General features: G+C 67.3%; 11 protein-coding genes and 5 pseudogenes. 4 read left to right on the top strand and 12 right to left on the bottom strand.

Annotated elements, in window-relative coordinates:
- Window positions 1–38 precede the first annotated feature (38 nt).
- A pseudogene (locus OMK73_RS25305) lies at window positions 39–1,030 on the bottom strand (Bug family tripartite tricarboxylate transporter substrate binding protein).
- A 280-nt stretch (window positions 1,031–1,310) separates the two neighbouring features.
- Here OMK73_RS25305 and OMK73_RS25300 point away from each other — a divergent pair.
- Entirely contained in the window at window positions 1,311–2,069 is a 759-nt protein-coding gene (locus OMK73_RS25300; RefSeq protein WP_420715675.1) for an IclR family transcriptional regulator, read from the top strand.
- Window positions 2,070–2,103: 34 nt separating this feature from the next.
- On the opposite strand, the pseudogene OMK73_RS25295 reads toward OMK73_RS25300, so the two are convergent.
- A pseudogene (locus tag OMK73_RS25295) lies at window positions 2,104–3,002 on the bottom strand (recombination-associated protein RdgC).
- Window positions 3,003–3,152: 150 nt separating this feature from the next.
- Entirely contained in the window at window positions 3,153–3,734 is a 582-nt protein-coding gene (locus OMK73_RS25290; protein WP_267604455.1) for a YSC84-related protein, read from the bottom strand.
- Window positions 3,735–4,044: 310 nt separating this feature from the next.
- On the opposite strand from OMK73_RS25290, the gene OMK73_RS25285 reads away from it, so the two are divergent.
- A complete protein-coding gene (locus tag OMK73_RS25285) occupies window positions 4,045–4,443 on the top strand; it encodes a hypothetical protein (RefSeq protein WP_267604454.1) in 399 nt (132 codons plus the stop codon).
- Window positions 4,444–4,603: 160 nt separating this feature from the next.
- Entirely contained in the window at window positions 4,604–4,831 is a 228-nt protein-coding gene (locus OMK73_RS25280; protein ID WP_043349669.1) for a DUF6388 family protein, read from the top strand.
- A 5-nt stretch (window positions 4,832–4,836) separates the two neighbouring features.
- Here the strand turns inward: OMK73_RS25280 and OMK73_RS25275 are convergent, their stop codons facing one another.
- The 5 genes and pseudogenes from OMK73_RS25275 to OMK73_RS25255 all read right to left on the bottom strand — a co-directional run bounded on the left by OMK73_RS25275 (window position 4,837) and on the right by OMK73_RS25255 (window position 10,844).
- Complete coding sequence (locus tag OMK73_RS25275) at window positions 4,837–6,465, bottom strand: MFS transporter (RefSeq protein WP_267604453.1); 1,629 nt, start codon at window positions 6,463–6,465, stop codon at window positions 4,837–4,839.
- 25 nt (window positions 6,466–6,490) lie between these two features.
- Window positions 6,491–7,902, bottom strand: a pseudogene (locus tag OMK73_RS25270) (FAD-containing oxidoreductase).
- A gap of 71 nt (window positions 7,903–7,973) precedes the next feature.
- Window positions 7,974–8,807, bottom strand: a complete 834-nt coding sequence (locus OMK73_RS25265) for an aldo/keto reductase (RefSeq protein ID WP_267604451.1) — start codon at window positions 8,805–8,807, stop codon at window positions 7,974–7,976.
- 132 nt (window positions 8,808–8,939) lie between these two features.
- Window positions 8,940–10,331, bottom strand: coding sequence for a GntP family permease (locus OMK73_RS25260; protein ID WP_267604450.1), 1,392 nt, complete (start codon window positions 10,329–10,331; stop codon window positions 8,940–8,942).
- 120 nt (window positions 10,332–10,451) lie between these two features.
- On the bottom strand, window positions 10,452–10,844 hold the full coding sequence (locus OMK73_RS25255) for a tautomerase family protein (RefSeq protein WP_267604449.1): 393 nt from the start codon (window positions 10,842–10,844) through the stop codon (window positions 10,452–10,454).
- A 181-nt stretch (window positions 10,845–11,025) separates the two neighbouring features.
- Here OMK73_RS25255 and OMK73_RS39375 point away from each other — a divergent pair.
- Window positions 11,026–11,915: pseudogene (locus OMK73_RS39375) on the top strand (LysR family transcriptional regulator).
- A 179-nt stretch (window positions 11,916–12,094) separates the two neighbouring features.
- Here the strand turns inward: OMK73_RS39375 and OMK73_RS25240 are convergent.
- From OMK73_RS25240 to OMK73_RS25225, 4 genes and pseudogenes are all read right to left on the bottom strand, one after another.
- Window positions 12,095–12,781 carry a Fe2+-dependent dioxygenase gene (locus tag OMK73_RS25240; RefSeq protein WP_267604446.1) on the bottom strand — a complete coding sequence of 229 codons (687 nt, stop codon included), beginning with the start codon at window positions 12,779–12,781 and terminating at the stop codon, window positions 12,095–12,097.
- A gap of 109 nt (window positions 12,782–12,890) precedes the next feature.
- Window positions 12,891–15,128: a TonB-dependent receptor gene (locus tag OMK73_RS25235; protein ID WP_267604445.1), complete on the bottom strand. Its 2,238-nt coding sequence runs from the start codon at window positions 15,126–15,128 to the stop codon at window positions 12,891–12,893.
- A 352-nt stretch (window positions 15,129–15,480) separates the two neighbouring features.
- Window positions 15,481–16,464, bottom strand: a complete 984-nt coding sequence (locus tag OMK73_RS25230) for a Bug family tripartite tricarboxylate transporter substrate binding protein (RefSeq protein ID WP_267604444.1) — start codon at window positions 16,462–16,464, stop codon at window positions 15,481–15,483.
- Between the two features lie 115 nt (window positions 16,465–16,579).
- Window positions 16,580–17,427: pseudogene (locus tag OMK73_RS25225) on the bottom strand (LysR substrate-binding domain-containing protein).
- Between the last annotated feature and the right edge of the window lie 322 nt (window positions 17,428–17,749).

The following is a 17,749-nucleotide window of genomic DNA, read 5'->3' as shown; positions in this document are numbered from 1 at the left end:
TTCGTTTGCGGGGATCCTGGTTCGCGACGCCGCTGCCGTTACTCCAGCGTGATCTTCAGGTCGCGGATCAGCTTGTGCCAGCGCGTGGTCTCGCTGCGCAGCAGTTCGGCGTATTGCGCGGGCGTGTTGCCGACCGGCTCCACGCCGAAGTCCACCAGCCGCTTGTTGACGGCCGGGTCATTGATGGCGGCCACCACCTGCTTGTTCAGCGTGGCGACGATCTCCGGCTTTGTGGCGGCCGGCACCACCATGCCCACCAGCGCGGCGGCTTCCACGTTCTTGTAGCCCGCCTCGGCAAAGGTCGGCACGTCCGGCAACTGGGGCAGGCGGGTCGCGTTGGCCACGGCCAGCGCCTTGACCTTGCCCCCTTGATGAAGCCCGCGCCCGCGGCCAGGTCGACCATCATGGCCGGGACCTGGCCGCCAGCCACGTCGGCGAGTGCGGGCGCCGCGCCGCGATAGGGCGCGTGGACCATGTTCAGCCCGGCTTCCACCTTGAGCAGTTCCATCGCGAGATGATGCGGGCTGCCGGCGCCGGCCGAGGCGTAGTCGATGCCGCCCGGTTTGGACCTGGCGCGGGCGACGAACTCTTGCACGGTGTTGACGTTCATGCCCGGGCCCACCACCAGGATCATCGGGAAGCGGCCCAGCAAGGTGACCGGCGCCAGGTCCTTGACCGGGTTGTAGGAAAGGGTTTTGTACAGCGCGGCGTTGAACACCAGCGTGCCGTTGTCCGCCGACAGCACCGTGTAGCCGTCCGCCGGCGCGCGCGCGGTTTCCGCGGCGCCGATCGCGGTGTTGCCACCCGGCTTGTTGTCCACCAGCACGGGCTGGCCCAGCCGGGTCGAGAGGGCCTGGCCGATGGAGCGCGCCAGGAAATCCGAGCCCCCGCCGGCGGCGTAGGGCACGATCCAGCGCACCGGCTTGGTGGGGAAGGCGGGTTCGGCGGCAGCGGTTGCCGCCAGCATGGGGAGGGCGGCCAGGCCCAGGCCCAGGCCTGCGGCGATGCATTTGCGGATGGTGATCATCATCTTGTCTCCTGTTCCCGTTTTGTTGCCGGTAGAGGCGTGGCGCCCTCCGGTGTCGTTATGCGTAAATGATATACGCATTGCGTAATATGGCGATGCGGGTTAACGTGGATTTGATGCCGTCGCGCCTTGCACGGCACTAGAATCTCCGCCCATGAAGACACGAATCGACCCAAGCGCCTCAAGCGCCTCAAGCGCCTCAAGTGACTCAGCCGATACGGCAACGCCCGCCGAGCCGCCGGCGCGCGAGCGCCGCCAGCGCGTGCAATCGGCGCAGACCGGCATGACGGTGCTCAAGGGGCTGGCCAACCTGGGCGGGCGTGCCAGCCTGACCGCGCTGGCCGCGCATATCGGCGAGAGCCCGGCCAAGGTGCACCGCTACCTGGCCAGCCTGATCGATGAGGGGCTGGTGGCGCAGGAGTCGGCGTCGCAGCAGTATTTCCTGGGCGTGGAGGCCATGCTGATCGGCCTGGCGGCGATGCGGCAGGTCGATCCGATCCGGATCGCCGAGCCGTCGCTGATCCGCCTGCGCGAAAGCCTGGACGTGACCTGCTTTGTGGCGGTGATGGGCAACAAGGGCCCGACCATCGTGCGTTTCGAGGAGCCGGGGCTGCCCGTGACGGTCAATGTGCGGGTAGGGTCGGTGATGCCGATGCTATGGTCGGCCACGGGCCGCGCCCTGCTGGGCTTGCTGGACGAGCCGCGCGTGCGCGCAATGGCGGAAGAAGAACTCGCGGCGGCGCCGGCGGACCTGCGCGCGCAACTGGATCGCGATGACCCCATCGGCGCACTGCGGCGCGAAGTGCAGGCCGCCGGGTGCGCGGTGGTGCGCGATACCAACCTAAAGGGCATCAGCGCCGTGGCGGCGCCGCTGTATGACTACACGGGCCGCATCTGCGCGGTGCTCACCGCGCTGGGCGCCACCGGCGGCTTCGATGCGTCGATGGATGGGCCGATCGCCGTGGCCGTGCGCCATGAGGCGCAGGTCGCCAGCGGATTGCTGGGCTACGGCGCGGCGCCGCCGCCGGGCGGCGGCGCTTGAAGGCAGGCCGGGCAGCTCTGGCCGGCCCGCTGGCTCACAGCTTGCGTTCGCCGCCGAGCGCGGCCGTCAGGTCCGACAGCAGGTTGGCCAGTTCGCCGGCCATCATGGTGAAGTCGCCGTCAAAGCGTTCTTCGTCGTCGCGGGCGCTGGGGTCGGCCTGTTCCTTGATCACGTCCAGCGGGGCCACACGCTTGATGGTCAGCGATTCGGTGAGCACGAAGGACACGCGGTCGTTCCAGGTCATCGCCAGGCGCGTGCAGCGCTTGCCGGCGGCAATGTGGCGGCGCAGGTCCTCGGCATCCAGCGGATGGCGCACATAGCGCACCGTGGCCTTGCTCTCGGCGCTGGATTGCAGCTCCATTTCCTGGTCCAGGGTGAAGCCGGCCGGGGCCGTGTCGGTGGCCAGCCAGTCGGTCATGGCGGTGACCGGTGACTGGTTCACATGCAGGTTGTCCAGCGGCAGCGGGTCGATGGCCTTGAACAGCAGGCCGCGCACTTCATCGGCCTTGGCCGGGGCGGCGGCGTCGATGGCGAGCCAGCCGTTGACCGGGTCGATCCACACGCGAGTGTCGCGGCGGATGCTGAACGCGCGCGGCAGCAGTTCTTCGGTGATCTGCTCCTTGAGCTCGCGCATCTGCTTGCGGCCCGGCTTGAAGCCTTGCTGCTCTTCCAGCTCCACGGCGCGCGCCTTGGTGACCTGGTTGACCACCGTGGACGGCAGCAGCTTCTTTTCGGTGCGCATGGTCAGCAGCAACTGCTTGCCGACCTGGTGGACGAGCGCGCCGTTGTCACGCGGCGAGGCCCAGCCCTGGGTTTGCATCTCCAGGCTGGTGCCAGGGAAAATGCGTGGCGCGCCAGGCATTCCTCGACCTCTTCGGCGGCGAGGGACCACGGTGCGGACAGACGGTGCAGCTGGAGATTCTTGAACCACATGTGAATTCGGCCAAAGGGACGGATTCTAGCCGGTTAGCGTGGCGCATGCGGTAACAATGCGTGAGTGCGTGTGGACAATGGGAAACGACAGGGGCCGGGCTGCTTTCGCAACCCGGCCCCTGTGCGAGCCTGCAGGCGCCTTGCGCGGCTTTACATGTCGAGCCTGGTGATCTTCGAGCCTTCCAGCGACAGGCCGGCCATCAAGCCTGCGTTGGTCACCACGAAGCCGACGATCGGTTGCTGGGCGGTATTGGTGTCCAGCACGCCGTTCGCGCCGATCTTGGCCAGCGCCACGGTGGCGTCCACGCCGGCGGTCCAGCCCTGGCTGGCGACGAACTTGTCGAGCGCGTCCTGGGTCATGAACATCAGGATGATGGCCTTGGACTGCGCGCCGATCTGCCAGCCGACCGAGCCCGAGATGATGCGGTAGTAGCCGCGGTTGGCGCCGCCGGCGCGCAGCGCGCCGTCGCCATACTCGCCGCCAACGACGAAGCCCGCCGAGAGTGTGTTGGGGAAGACCAGGATGCCGCGCGCCCGGTTAGCCAGTTCGCGCGAGCCGCTTGCCGTGGCATACAGCTTGTTGAGGGCGCCGTCGACGCCGCCGTCGATTTCCCGACGCTTGGCGGACTTGTCCGTCGGCGTGTCGGGCGTGGTGGTACAGGCACCCAGCCCCAGGCCTGCGCTTGCCAGCACCAGTCCAGCTCCTACCGTCAAAAACGATCTGCGTTCCATGCTCACTCTCCTGATTGTTTTACCTCACACTGCACCGTTACCCCGGAGCCATTAACACCCCTGTGCTCAAGGATAGGCGTAATCGGCACTTGTAGAAACTGTGAATGCGGCTAACCGGGTCATGGGTTTCCCCGAATGCCGTTGGGCCTCCCCCGTTTCTGTAAAATATACAAAGCATGTCCGGGGAAAGCTGTAGGACGGAGACTGCATTTTTGAGCGTGGCTGTCCTACATGGCGGCCGCGGGCTTGTCGTGCGTGTCCAACAGCCAACAGCGCAGGAACCCCGCCGCATGTCGCTGGTCCATGCAACATGAAATCCGTTCTCGCTCTCATCCCCGTCACGCTGCTGGCAGCAGCCTGCGCCTCGCGCGCGCCCGCCGATCCGCAAGCCGTCAGTGAAGCCAACGAGCAGTGGCAATCGCTACGCGCTGCCTACACCATGTGCGCCAAGGACCAGGCCGATGCCGGCATGGCCGGCAGCGCCTCTGCGCAGGATCTCACCAGCGCGGCGCTCAAGGCGTGCCGGCCCCGGCTCGACGCCATGCGCGCGGCGTTTCGCGATTACCTGGACGCACAGATGGTGTCCTCGCATGGCCACGATGGCGCGCGCCAGGCCGCCGATCGCGTGAGCCACGATACCGAAGCCAAGACCCGCAGCTACCTGGTCCGCTATGTCGAGCGGGAGCGCTATACCGCCAAGCTGCAATAACGCAGTGAGGCCTGCGTGGGGGCTCCGGTTTGGGGCTCCGGCACGGCTGTGGTGTAATGGGCGGGCGCTGGTGCGCATTCCTGCCGCGGACCTGTCGCGCCCCACCCACCTTGCACCCACACTATTGCGGTCCCCTCCTGATGACTCTCTCCCTGAACGCTTGCAACTGGCCCATGAGCGTTTTCTCGCCGACAACCCCGAAGTGGTGGCGCTGCTCAAGGTCATCACCCCGCGCCACGCGCGCGCCGTCGGCATGAGCGTGGAAGCCTTCCAGCTCTCGGAGCTGGAGCGCGCGATTGGCCGCGAAGCCAGGCTCCGGCGCCTCACTGTCGAGGAGTTGCTGCTGGTGTACCTGGGCGAGCGCGCGGCGCCGGCGCCACGGCGCTAGATGCGCTAGCTGCCAGCATTCCCGGTGCCGGTCTTGCCGCGCGCCGGGCTCAGGAAAACCCAGGCGCATGCCGCCCCGCTAGCAGCCAGCAGCGCCGACAGCAGCATGACCCAGCGAAAGCCTGCCACGAAGGCGCCATCCACCGCTTGCCGGACGGCCGCTTTCGCCTGCGGGTCCGTGGCCGCCGGCAGCGCGATGGCGGCGAGCTTCGCGCGTTGCGCCCGCACGGACCGTGCCACCTGCGCCGACACCGCGCCGCTCGCCACCGACTGGCCAAGCGAGCGGTCCAGCCGGTAGTCGAACACGCGCACCATCACGATCCCCAGCACGGCAATCGCCAGCAGCGTGGCCACGCGTGCCGCCGCGTTGTTGATGCCGGACGCCGTGCCGGCCGAGCCCGGCGGCACCGCGTTCATGACCGTGGTGGTCAGTGGCGCCACGCTGATCGTCATGCCCGCGCCGAGCACCAGCACCGCGGGAAAGAAGGTCAGCCAGTAGCTGCCGCCGCTGGCGCCGGCCGTGGGCAATGCAAACAGCGCGAAACCCGCTGCCGCAACCAGCGGGCCCACGATCAGCGGCTTGCGCGCACCATGCCGGTCCACCAGCCCGCCGGCCCAGCCGGACAGCAGGAACATAAGCAGGATGAACGGCAGCAGGGCGGCGCCGGCCTGCGTCGACGAATAGCCCTGCACCTGGATCAGGTTGAGCGGGAAGAAAAACAGGCCGCCCCCAAGTGCCGCGTAAAGCAGCAAGGTGAGCAGGTTGGCGCCCAGGAAAGCGGGCGAGCGGAACAGCGCGGGCGGCATGACCGGGTTGGCCACGCGCGCCTCCACCAGCACGAACAGGCCGAGCGCAACGAGGCCGGCGGCAAGCGGCATCCACACGGCTGGGTGGCCCCAGCCCAGCGCCGGCGACTCGATCAGGCCGTAGACCAGGCCGCCCAACCCCAGCGCGGCGAGCAGGCTGCCAGGCCAGTCGAGTCCCCCGGCTTGTTGCGGTGCGCGGCTTTCCGGCACTCGCCAGAACACGATGGCCAGCACCGCCACCGCCAGCGGCAGGTTGACCAGGAAGGCCGCGCGCCACGACAGATGCTCGATCAGCCAGCCGCCCACCACGGGCCCGAGTGCGGTGGTCATGGCGGTGGCGCCGGACCAGGTGCCGATGGCCTTGCCGCGCCGGCTCGCATCGAACGAGGCCGACAGCAGCGCCAGGCTGCCCGGCACCAGCAGCGCAGCGCCCACGCCCTGCGCCGCCCGCGCTGCGACCAGGTGGCCGATGTTGCCGGCCAGGCCGCACCAAGCCGAGCTGGCCGCGAAGATCGCCACGCCCAGCGCAAAGACGCGGCGGCGGCCAAAGCGGTCCCCGGAGGCGCCGCCCACCAGCAGCAACGCCGCCAATAGCAAGGCATAGGCTTCCACCGCCCACTGCATGCCGCTCAGGCTGGCGTCGAAGTCCTTTTGCACCGCGGGCAGGGCCACGTTGACCACGGTGCCATCGATAAAGGCCATGCTGGACGCCAGGATGGTGGCAGCCAGCACCCACGGCTCGTCAGCCCGGGCGCAGGGTGGCCCGCCGGGGCCGGCCCGCAGCATTGCGTCGTCGCACGGGCCCTGGGCCAGCGGCGTGGTGGACATGTTCAGCGCTGGCTGTGCGGGCCGCTCACGCCGCCGCCGGCCTGGCCGGCTCCAGCGGATGCAGCTCGCCCAGCATGGTCGGGATCAGCTCGGACACCGTGGGGTGGATATGCATGGCGCGCTGGACCACGGTGTATGGCGCGCACGCGTACATCGCGTCGAGGATGCAATGGATCACCTCGTCGCCGCCTACGCCCAGCACCGCCGCGCCAAGGATCTCGCGGCTGTCGGCATCGACCAGGATCTTCATGAAGCCTTGCGTTTCGCCTTTTTCCACCGCGCGGCCAACCCGCGTCATTGGCCGCATGCCCACCAGCACATTGCGCCCGGACCGCCGCGCCTCGGCCTCGTTCATGCCGACGCGCCCTAGTGGCGGATCGGTGTAGAGCGCATAGGCGGGGATGCGGTCGCCGAGCGTGCGGGGCGGCTCGCCGGACGCCGCGTCCAGCAGGTTGGCGGCGACGATCTCGAAGTCGTTGTAGGCGGTATGGGTAAAGGCGCCGCGCCCGTTGCAGTCGCCCATGGCCCAGATGCCGGGCACATTGGTGCGCAACTGCTCGTCCACCTGGATATAGCCACGCGCATCCACGGCGACGCCGGCGCGGTCCAGGCCAAGGTCGTCGGTATTGGGCCGCCGGCCCACCGCCAGCAGCACGTGCGAGCCGACGATCTCAGGCGCGCCTCGCGCGCAATCCATCTTCACCACGACCTCCCCGCCGCGCTGCTCCAGCGCGATGCACTCGGCATCCAGGCGCAGCCCGATGCCCTCGGCGGCGAGGATGTCGCGCACGGCATCGGACACATCGGGATCCTCCCGCTCGATCAGGCGCGGGCCGCGTTGCACGATGGTGACCTCGCTGCCGAAGCGGCGAAACATCTGGCCGAACTCCAGCCCGATATAGCTGCCGCCCACCACCAGCAGGTGCCGCGGCAGCGTGTCCACGCGCATCATGCCGGCGTTGGTCAGGTAGTCCACCTGTTCCAGCCCGGGCATCGGCGGGGCGGCGGCGCGCCCGCCGACGTTGATGAAGATCTTGCCGGCCCGCAGCAGGGTGTCGTTCACGCGCACGGTGTCCGGGCCCTCGAAGCACGCGTGGCCGAGATAGACGGTGCCATGTTCCAGCGTGCGCACCCACGTTTCCACGCCATGCGTGGACTTGCCAACCACGCCGTCCTTGCGCGCCTTGACGCGCGCCATATCCACCGTCACCGGCCCGGTGGGCACCACGCCATAGTCGGCGCCGCGCCGGGCCAACTGAGCCGCGTAGGCGCTCGCCACCATGGTCTTGGTGGGGATGCAGCCGGTGTTGACGCAGGTCCCGCCGAACGACTGGCGCTCGATCACGGCCACATTCTGGCCGGCCGCGCTCAGGCGTGCCGCCAGCGGGGGCCGGCCTGGCCGGTGCCGATGATGATGGCGTCGTAGTCGATGGTCATGGCGGCGGCTCCTGGGCTGGCATGGACGCAACGGGGCGGTGCCGGCTGCGCGCCGGCCGTGGCTCACAACATCACAGCATTGCCAGCGGGCGCGGGCCGTCCGGTGGCGGGAAGGCAGCGTCCAGCTCGGCCAGTTGCTGCGCGCAGAGTTGCAGCGCGAGCGCGCCGTGGTTCTCGCGCAGGCGCTCGCGATGGCTGGTCTTGGGAATCGCGATGACGCTCTGCTGCGCCAGCAGCCAGGCCAGCACCGCCTGCACCGGGCTGATGTCATACTTCTGGGCAAAGCGCGCAAGCCGGGGATTGCGCAGCAGCGTGGCCTGCTCGATCGGCGAATAAGCCATCAGGGGAACGCCATGCTCACGCAGCCAGGGCAGCAAGTCCCACTCGATGCCGCGCCGCGTGAGGTTGTAGAGCAACTGATTGGCCGCCACCTCTTTGCCGCCGGGCACGCGCCACAGCGCGCGCATATCGTCCAGGTCGAGGTTGCTGACGCCGAAGTGCCGGATCTTGCCCGCCTTGCGCAGCGCCATGAAGGCTTCCATGGTCTCTGCCAGCGGCACGCCGCCGCGCCAGTGCAACAGGTACAGGTCGAGGCGGTCGGTGCCCAGGCGGCGCAGGCTGCGCTCGCAGGCGGCCACCGCGCTGGTGCGCCCGGCGTTGTGCGGGTACACCTTGCTGACCAGGAAGACCTCGTCGCGCCGCCCGGCGATGGCTTCGCCCACCAGTTCCTCGGAGCGGCCATCGCCATACATCTCGGCGGTGTCGATCAGGGTCAGGCCAAGATCCAGCCCGAGGCGTAGCGTGGCGAGCTCTTCCGCGCGCGCGGCGGGCTGATCGCCCATGTTCCAGGTGCCCATGCCGAGCGCGGCAACGCTTTCGCCGCCGGGCAAACTCACGGTTTTCATGCGGTGTTCCGGTGGGAAGTGCAAGGTGGGGCAGCCGGTATGTGGCGCATAAAACATACACGCATCGCCGGCTACCCACTCACACTAGGTAAGGACGGCGCGATCCACAAGGTGCGGCGCGCGCCGCCGTGTTCAGACCAGGCCGGTCACGTAGTAGACCGTGATCACGAAGAACACGGCCAGCGTCTTGATGGCGGTCACCGCGAAAATGTCGCGGTAGGACTCCCGGTGCGTGAGGCCCGTCACCGCCAGCAAGGTGATCACGGCGCCGTTGTGCGGCAGCGTATCCATGCCGCCACTGGCCATCGACACCACGCGGTGGAGCACGTCGAGCGGGATGCCGGCGGCCTGCGCGCCATGGATGAAGGTGTCCGACATGGCGGCCAGCGCGATGCTCATGCCGCCCGAGGCCGAACCCGTGATGCCGGCCAGCGTGCTGACCGAGACGGCGGCATTGACCAGCGGGTTGGGGATGCTCTTGAGCGCGTCGCTGACGACCAGGAAACCGGGCAGGGCGGCGATCACGCCACCGAAGCCATATTCCGAGGCGGTATTCATGGCGGCCAGCAGCGCGCCGCCGATGGCGCTCTTGCTGCCCTCGGCAAAGCGCTCGCGCACCGCGCCGAACGCGGTCGCCAGCACCACCACGATGCCCAGCAGCAGGGCCGCCTCCACCGCCCAGATCGCGGTCACGGTAGCGATCTGCGTCTGCACGGGCTTGGCCAGCCCGGGCAGCGACACGCTGTAGCTGCTGCCGTACCACTGCGGGATCATGCGCGTAAAGACGAAGTTGGCCACGCCCACCACCACCAGCGGCAGCAGCGCCAGCGCCGGATGCGGCAGGTGGCCGGTCTGGCTGCGCTCCGGCTCGTTGCGCAACGCAGTGCCGTAGCCCTCGCCACGCGCCATGGCCGCGCGGCGGCGCCACTCCAGGTAGGACAGGCCCACCCCGATGATGAACAACGAGCCGAGCAGGCCCAGCACCGGCGCGGCCCAGGTCGTGGTCTTGAAGAAGGTGGTGGGGATGATGTTCTGGATCTGCGGCGTGCCCGGCAGCGAATCCATGGTGAACGAGAACGCGCCCAGCGCAATGGCGCCCGGCATCAGCCGCTTGGGGATGTTGCTCTGCCGGTAAAGCTCCGCCGCGAAGGGATAGACGGCGAACACCACCACGAACAGGGAGACGCCGCCATAGGTCAGCAGCGCGCAGACGGTGACGATCACCGCATTGGCCCGCGAGCGGCCGATATAGCGGATGGCGGCGGCTACGATGGACTCCGAGAAGCCCGACAGCTCGATCACCTTGCCGAACACGGCGCCCAGCAGGAAGACCGGGAAATACAGTTTGACGAAGCCGACCATCTTCTCCATGAAGATGCCGGAGAAGACCGGCGCCACGGCGGCGGGCTCGGTCAGCAGGACGGCGCCAAGCGCGGCCACCGGGGCGAACAGGATGACGCTGTAGCCACGGTAGGCCGCAAACATCAGGAAGGCCAGGGCGGCCAGGACGATCAGGAAGGACATCGGTTCTCCTTTTGGTTCATCCGCGCGCGCGGCAGATCAGGTGCCGACTTTGCCACAGCTTGCTGCGCTGCGACAATGTCCTGCCTCAAAGGCTGGTCGTTGTCCCGGCCTGGCGCGGGCTCAACCGTGGTGGTAGCGGTACTCCTGTGTCAGGCCGCCGTAGCCGTAGGTGGCCGCACGCGCATCCACCACGTGGATGTACGAGACCGGATGGACGTTGCCGATCAGCTCCGACAAGGCTTCGAACACGGCCTTCAGGTACTGCGCCTTCTCGGCCTTGGTGTTGGTTTCGTCCGTCACGCTGATGTCGAGGTGGAACGCATTGCGGCCCTGCTCCGAGAGTGGCTCGCCGCCGATGATCCAGGCGTCGTGGTCGATGTACTGCACGCAGACGGCGATGACCTCCGGCTTCTTGCCGAGCACGCGCTGGGTCAGCTCGGCCACGGCGGCGGCGCTGCGGCGGGTCAGCGATGCGTTGGGCTTGCCGGAGATCTGCAGGTTGATGTGGGGCATGACGGGCTCCTTGGTCTTTGCGGTTTCACTTGGTTCGCCGGGTTGGATCCAGCGGGTAAGTGATGCCAGTCTAGGCTTTTGTCTTCCATCGGAAAAACGGGAATTTGCGATACTATCCATCGTTAATACCGAAACAAGCCGAAGCAAGCGGAAACAAGCCGAACCATGATGGGAGCCCGCCATGCGCGCACTTGAGCTCGATCAGCTACGCACCTTCGTGACCGTGGCGGACGCCGGCAGCCTGTCCGCCGCGGCGCCCCGCTTGTACCTGTCGCAGTCCTCGGTGAGCGAGCAACTGCGCAAGCTGGAGGAGCGCGCCGGCTTGCCGCTGCTCACGCGCGGCAAGCAGGGCGCGGCGCCGACACCCGCAGGCGTACGCTTGCTCGAGCATGCGAGGCGCATCCTGGCGCTGTCCGAGCTGGCGCTGCAAGACCTGCGCGGCCACACGCTGGATGGCGAGCTGCGGCTCGCGGTGACGGATTACTTCCGGCCGGGCGAGATCGCCGGCATGCTGCGCGGGCTGCGCGAGCGCTATCCCTACCTCCGGCTGCACGTACAGGTGACGAAAAGCAGCGTCATCGATGCGGGGATGCACACCGATGATTTCGATATCGGCTTGTCGATGCGGTTGCCGGGCAAGGGGCAGGCCAGCAAGCTGGCGCCAAAGGCGCGCGTGGCACCGTGCTGCGCCGCGAGGCGCTGGCGTGGGTCGCGGCGCAAGGCGAGGCGGAGCGCGTGAGCGGCCCGCTGCCACTGGTGCTGCTGCCCGATACCTGCTCGCTGCATCAGTTCGTGGTGCAGATGCTGCGGCGCCGGCGCCTGGACCACGTGATTGCGCATTCCGCCTCGGGCGTGGCTGGCCTGCATCTGGCGCTGGCTGCCGGGCTTGGCATCTCGTGCCTGAGCGAGTCTGCGATCGGGCCGGGGGTGGCGCGCATCGATGCGGCTACGCTGGCCAGGCTCAAGCTGCCTGCCTTGCCCACCGCGGAATTCTTCCTGCTGCCTGCCCGGGCCGGGGAGGCCGCGCTGGTCGGGAAGGTCAGGGCGGCGCTGGCGGAGCAGTTTGCTTAGCCGGGCGGCGCCAGTTTCCTCCGACCACGGCCGTCAGCATTAAAGACAAGGCGTGCCGAAAGGGGCAAAGAAATCGTAGCGAGCGGTCCATGGCGGGTCCGAGGAGCGCAGCCGTACATGGGTACGGCGAGCACCACAGGGCTCGCCATGGGCCGCGCAGTAGATTTAATCGTCCCCTTTCAGGTCTCGGTCCACTGACGCAGCAAGTTGTGGTAGCAACCTACCAGCGAGCGCCGCGCGCCATCGTCGGCGCCGGTCTGGTTGAGCTTCTGGATGGCGTTGTCGAGGTCGAACAGCAGCGCGCGCTGCGCGTCGTCGCGCACCAGGCTCTGGATCCAGAAGAAGCTGGCCACGCGCGTGCCGCGCGTGATCGGCGTGACCTGGTGCAGGCTGGTGGCGGGGTAGATCACCATGTCGCCGGCTTCCAGCTTGACGCTGTGGGTGCCGTAAGTGTCTTCCACCTGTAGCTCGCCGCCGTCGTAGCTGGCGGGGTCGCTGAGGAACAGCGTGGCCGAGATATCGGTGCGCAGCTTGCGGCCATTGTGCGGATGAATGCGCACGCTGCCATCCACATGCGCGCCGAAGGTCATGCCCTCGCTGTAGCGGTTGAACATCGGCGGGTAGACGATATTGGGCAGCGCCGCGCTGATGAACAGCGGATTGCGCTCGAGCACGCTCACGATCAGCTGCTGGCACTGCAGCGCCACGTCGGAGCGCTCGTCGATCTGCTGGTTGAACTTGACCGGCGCGCCGGAGTAGCCGGCCGATACGCGGCCATTCACCCAGGCCTCCCCAGCCTGGTCGAGCTGCTGGCGCACGGCGGCGAGCTGCTCCGCGTTGAGGACCTTGGGAATGCAGACAAGCATGACGATCTCGGCTGGGTTCGACGGGCGGCGCCGGGGGGCTCCCGGGTTGCCGCGTGGCGTGAAGTGGCGTGACATGGGGTGATATGGCGTCACGCCACTTTACCTCAGCTTACATGCGGTAGACGACGGACAGCATCGCGGTGCGGCCGGTACCCGGCACCGAGCGGCCGCCGTCCGACGGGATCAGTGCATCGAAATACTTCTTGTCGAACACGTTGAACAGGTTCAGGCGCACGTCGTACTTAGGCTGATGGTAGGCGATCATGCCGTCCCAGCGCACGTAGCCGCCCACCTGCACGGTGTCCGTGTTGTTGGCGTAGCGCTGCGACATATAGAAGGCGCCACCGCCCACTTCCCAGTTCGGCAGCACGGCGTAGCTGGTCCATGCCGTCGCGGTGTGCTTGGGCGTATTGGCCGGCGTCATGCCCTGGGTGCCGGCGGCAATGCCGTTGACGATGTCGGCGTCCAGGAAGGTGTAGCCGGCGAACACTTGCCACTTGCTGGTGATGCGCCCGGTGGCGCCGGCACGGAACCCGCGCACGCGGATCTTGCCGGCCAGCGAATAGGTGGTAGCGTCGATCTGGCTGCGCGCGTTGTCCTTGGTGATCTGGAACGCGGCCGAGGTCAGCGACAGGTCACCGCCCATCAGGTCCCATTTGCCGCCCACTTCATAGGACTTGTTCTTCTCCGGGTCCAGGTTCTGCTGGCCCACGGTGCCCACCAACTGCTCCAGCGACGGATTGAACGATGTGCCATACGACACGTAGTAGGACTGGGCCTCGGTCGGCTGCCAGATGCCACCCAGCCGCACGCTGGTGAAGTTGACGGTCTGGTCGGCGCTGGACAGCACGGTGCTGCCCCGCGTGTTGGTCGAGTTGACCGAATTGGTGATGCTGGCCAGGTACCGGTCGTAACGCAGGCCGGCCACCATCTTCCACTGCTTGCTGAACTCGACCGAGTCATTGATGTAGGCCGCCAGCGTATTGGCCGAGGCGCCCTGCCGGTTGCCGACCGTGCTCGGCGCGTTTGCCGGCGAGTTGCCATAGGTCGGGTTCACGAGCGGCTCGCAGGCTGCGTAGCCGCTGGTGCCGGCTGCCGCGGTGGCGGTCGCGGCGGCGTTCAGCGCCACGCCGTTGCAAGCGCCGTTGCGGTAGTAGTTCTGGTTGTCATAGCCATCGTGGCCAATCTCGGCGCCAACCAGCACGGTGTGCTTGACCGGGCCGGTGTCGAACTTGGCGGTCAGCTCGGTCTGGTTGAAGATCGAGTAGTCGCGGATATGCCGGTCGTGGCTTTGCAGGCGTACCGACAGCGCATCCAGCGGCAGGCTGGTGGTGGTGAGGGCGGTGAAGCCCTTGGCGCCGACCGTGCCGACGGCGTTCGGCGCGGTCTCGCGCGCATTGGTGTTGACGTAGTTGAACTGGGTCTGGTTGCGCAGCCGCAGGTTGGGCGAGAACTTGTGGTCGACAGTGGCGTTGAGCGCGGCGACATCCTGGATGGTGCGGTCGTCATTGAAGCCGTAGGCCGTCTTGCGGTCGACGTTGACCGGATGCCCGTTGATCGCTGGGAAGCCATAGTCGGCCATGTCTTCGTTATGCTGCACCAGCGCCGACAGCGTGATCTCGGTGGGGGTGCCGATGCCCAGGCGCCAGGACGGCGCAAGGCCGAAATCCTTCACCGTCGTCTGGTCGCGCGTGCTTGCCTTGCCGTCCTGCGCCATCGCCGCGATGCGGAAGGCCGAGGTCTCACCCGTAGGCGTGTTGTAGTCGGCGGTGGCGCGCACCAGGCCGTTGGTGGTCACCGAGCCGGTGACTTCCGTGGCCGCTTTCAGCGACGGCTTCTTGGTGACCTGGTTGATCACGCCGCCGGTGGATCCACGCCCGAACAGCATCGACGAGGGCCCCATCAGCACTTCCACCGATTCCAGCGCGAAGACGTCGCGATAGTACTGGCCGCGGTCGCGGAAGCCATCCAGATAGATGTCGGTGCGCGCGGAGAACCCGTTGAGGTTGATGCTGTTGCCGATCTGGCCGCCCTCGGCTGCGCCGATGGTGATGCCCGGCACATTACGCAGTGCATCCGCCAGCGAGGTGCCGCCCTGCGCGTCGATCAGCGCTTTGTTGACCACCGTCACCGATTGCGGGATGTCGCGCAGTTCCTCGGGCAGCTTGCTGACCGAATTCTTCACCGCGTTGTAGTCATCGTTGGCACGGCCGCCTTGCACCACCACTTCCTGCAGCGTCGTCGCGGGCTGCCTGGCGGGGGCAGTGGCGACCGTCTGGGCCAGGGTGACAACGGGCGTGGCGAACAGCGCGAGCAGGGCAGTCGCGATCGGCGTGCGGCGATTCATGTCGTTTCTCGGTTCCGGTGCGGCCGTGGGCACGAGCCGGCCGGCAGCGGCGAGAAGGTGCGCGTCTGGATCGGTCCGGCCAACGGCGGGAGGCAGTTATGGTTGGGCGAGCCGGAATATAAATGCGAATGATTTGCGTTGCAATTCGCGTTGTCTTTTCATCACAGACAATGCAGAACCGCTTCTAATGTCCTGGTTTAAAAACATGATTTGGCGTCAATGAACCCAATTGTGCACATGGGCTATGCAAAGATACGTATAAAGCACGTTTAAGAAGTGAAACGAGCCCGTACATAACGGGCCCGCTACAGACATTCACCGTCCCTGTCATGGGGACGGTCGAAAATATTTCTTATTCCGCTGTCATGTTGGCGTTCTTTGCGATACGGCCAAGGCGTTCGCGCTCCGACTTGATGAAGGCGATGAAGCTCTCCTGCGTGCCGCCGGCGGGTTCGATGCCGTTGGGAATCAACCGGTCGCGCGTCTCCTGCGTCTGCATGGCGGCGCTCATTTCGGCGTTCATCTTCTTGAGGATGGCGGGGTCCGTGCCCTTGGGCGCGAACACGCCGGCCCAGTGGCCGATGCGCACGTCCGGCATGCCTTGCTCGGCAGTGGTCGCGATGTTCGGCGCCGCGCTCATGCGCTTGTCCCAGGTCGCGCCCAGTGCCTTGAGCTTGCCGGCCTTGATGTTGGGCAGCACCACCACACTGGCCTCGGAGGTCGCCGTGACCTGGTTGCCGATCACCGCGGTAATGCTCTCCGAGCCGCTCTTGTAAGGCACCACGGTCAGCACCGCGCCTTTTTCCTTGAGCATCTCCTCGACAAAGTGCGGCGTGCTGCCACTGCCGGCGGTGGCGAAGTTGGCGCCCGAAGCCTGCTTCTTGGAGTACTCGACCAGCTCCTTCAGGTTGTTCACCGGCAGGGACGGCGAGACCACGATCACGGACGGGCTCACCGCGACCAGCGAGACCGGCACCAGGTCGTCGGCCGCGTAGGGCATCTTGGCGCGGATCAGGCTGTTGGTGACAGTGCCAACGGCGCCGATCAGGAAGGTGTAGCCATCCGGCTTGGCCTTGGCCACGTAGTCCGCACCCACCACGCCGCCAGCGCCCGGGCGATTCTCGATCATCACGGTCTGGCCGAGCCGCTTGCCAACCGCGTCGGCGGCCGCGCGCGCCACCAGGTCGTTGGCGCCACCAGCGGTGAACGGCACGACGAACTTGATCACGTGGGTCGGCCAGGCATCGGCGGCCTGCGCGGGCATGGCGACGCCGGCAGCGGCGAACAGGGCGGGAACGGCGAGGGCCAGCGCGCGGCTGGTGGCGGGAATACGCATGGTTGTCTCCATTGGCTGTTTTGGGTGCTCAGGTACTAGGTGCTAGGTGCTACTGCAAGCAACGGATGATAACCAGCGAACCTGTCAATTCGCTGAACCCGCATTCGCTCCCCCGTTACTGGCTTTCCGCGCTCTGCTGCGCCAGCCAGTTGCGGAACGTCCGCGCTGCCGCGGCCTCCGCGCGGTCCTGCGGCCACACCGCGTAGTAGCCACCCCCAGGCTCGCGCTCGCCTCGCAGGCGCGCACCAGCAGTCCCTCCTGCAGGCAGCGGTCGATCATGTGGCGCCACCCCAGGGCGATGCCCTGGCCTTCGATCGCGAGCTGCAGCAGGATCGGATACTGGTTGGCCACCAGCTTGTGCGGCGGCCGCGCGTCCGCCAGCCCGTTGTGGGCCAGCCAGGTCTGCCACGACATCCATTGGCGCTGCCCGTCTTCCAGCATCAGCAAGGTCTCGCCGGGGAGGTCGGCAGGCTCCAGCCGACGGCCGTCCAGGTAGTGCGGCGCGCAGACGGGAAACACGTCTTCGTCGTACAGGCGGCGTGATGCCAGTCCCGGCGGCGGGCCCTCGCGCAGGTAATACATGCCCACGTCGAACTCGGCGGGAGAGAGCGAGGCCAGGCTGTCGTTGACGAGCAGGCGCAGGTGGATGTCGGGATACGCGGCGCGGAAGGCTCCCAGCCTGGGCGTGAGCCAGAGCACGGCTACGCCGCTGGAGCAGGCCACGGTCAGCTCGCCATGGCCCTTGCGCTTCATCACGTCCTCGGTGGCTTCGGCGCAGGCTGACAGCAGGCGCTGCACCTCCTCGGCATAAGCCTGGCCGGTCACGGTCAGGCGCAGTGCGCGCGGCTCGCGGATGAAGAGCTTTTTGCCAAGGAAGTGTTCGAGCTGCGCCACCTGGCGGCTGATGGCGCTTTGCGTCAGGTGAAGTTCGCTCGCGGCGCGGGTGAAGCTGCCATGCCGCATGGCCGACTCGAAGGCGACCAGGCAGGGCAGGGGCGGAAGGGGGAGATACGCATGGCGGCGAGTGGAACGGTTTGTCCGCCATGATAGTCCGGGGTGATGGCGAGAGGCTGGTCGCCAGCGCCAGGTTTGCTCCCTCTCCCAATTGTGGGAGAGCAACCGTGTCGAGTGGGGGCGGGGGAGAGGGCGGGTGTTGGATGTGGCGTTGGCCTGCTTGACGTCAAAAGGTCAAAAGGTCAAAAGCTCAACGGCTTAAGGTCAAAGGCAGTTTCACCTCCCCTGCGGGGAGGCGACCTACTTTCTTGTCTCGCCAAGAAAGTAGGCA

The organism is Cupriavidus sp. D39 (assembly GCF_026627925.1).
GTDB lineage: Bacteria > Pseudomonadota > Gammaproteobacteria > Burkholderiales > Burkholderiaceae > Cupriavidus > Cupriavidus ulmosensis.
This window is presented reverse-complemented; position numbering and strand designations above follow the sequence as displayed.